The following is a 1134-nucleotide window of genomic DNA, read 5'->3' on the forward strand; positions in this document are numbered from 1 at the left end:
TCCAAGCTTTGGTGTAGCTAAAGCAGGTGAACAGCCTCGTGTGTTCTTTGCTGGCTTACCGATGGGCCATGAGTTTACGTCTTTGATCTTGGCTCTGTTACAAGTGTCTGGTTATGCACCGAAGGTTTCTGATGAAGTGCTGAATCAGATTAAAGGCCTAAACCTCAAAGCTAACTTTGATGTGTTTGTATCCTTAAGCTGTCATAACTGTCCAGATGTGGTACAGGCGCTTAACCTGATTGCCATTTATAACCCGAACACTACAGCAACCATGATTGACGGTTCATTCTTCCAAGATGAAGTTGAACAACGCAAAATCATGGCTGTACCAATGGTGTTCCAAGACAATGAGCACATTGGTCAAGGTCGCATGACCCTTGAAGAGATTGTGGCAAAACTTGACACCAACTCAGCTGAAAAAGATGCAGCAGCACTCAATGCTAAAGATGCCTTTGATGTATTGGTGATTGGTGGTGGGCCTGCGGGTGCAACAGCTGCAATCTATGCAGCACGTAAAGGTATTAACACTGGTATCGTAGCTGAACGCTTCGGTGGTCAGGTGATGGATACCATGGACATTGAAAACTTCACATCTGTGCAAAAGACTCAAGGTCCTAAGTTTGCTGCCGAGATGGAAGCACACGTTCGTGAATACGATGTTGATATCATGAATCTGCAACGTGTTAGCAAAATCAAGGGTGCCAACCAAACAGCAAATGGTCTGGTTGAAGTTGAACTTGAAAACGGTGCAAAACTTCAATCGAAGACAGTCATTCTTTCAACAGGAGCGCGTTGGAGAGAAATGAATGTACCGGGTGAGCAAGAATACCGTACCCGTGGTGTCGCATACTGCCCACACTGTGATGGTCCATTGTTCAAAGGCAAACGTGTTGCCGTGATTGGTGGTGGTAACTCAGGTGTTGAAGCTGCAATTGACCTTGCAGGGATCGTGGAGCATGTGACTCTGGTTGAGTTCGATACTAAACTTCGTGCAGACCAAGTTTTACAAAACAAATTGCATAGCTTGCCGAACACCACTGTAATTATGAATGCCTTAAGTACAGAAGTGTTAGGTGACGGCTCACAAGTGACTGGTCTTAAATATAAAGACCGTGCGACTGATGAAGAGCATGT

The 1134-nt window shown here is 45.1% G+C and carries 1 protein-coding gene; it reads left to right on the forward strand.

Features of this window, described 5'->3' with window-relative positions; translation table 11 throughout:
- The coding region (gene ahpF / locus MSG95_RS18860; protein WP_324645239.1) for an alkyl hydroperoxide reductase subunit F at positions 1-1134 on the forward strand (1134 nt) is incomplete at both ends.

The organism is Acinetobacter sp. IK23, from assembly GCF_035615275.1.
Lineage (GTDB): Bacteria > Pseudomonadota > Gammaproteobacteria > Pseudomonadales > Moraxellaceae > Acinetobacter > Acinetobacter seifertii.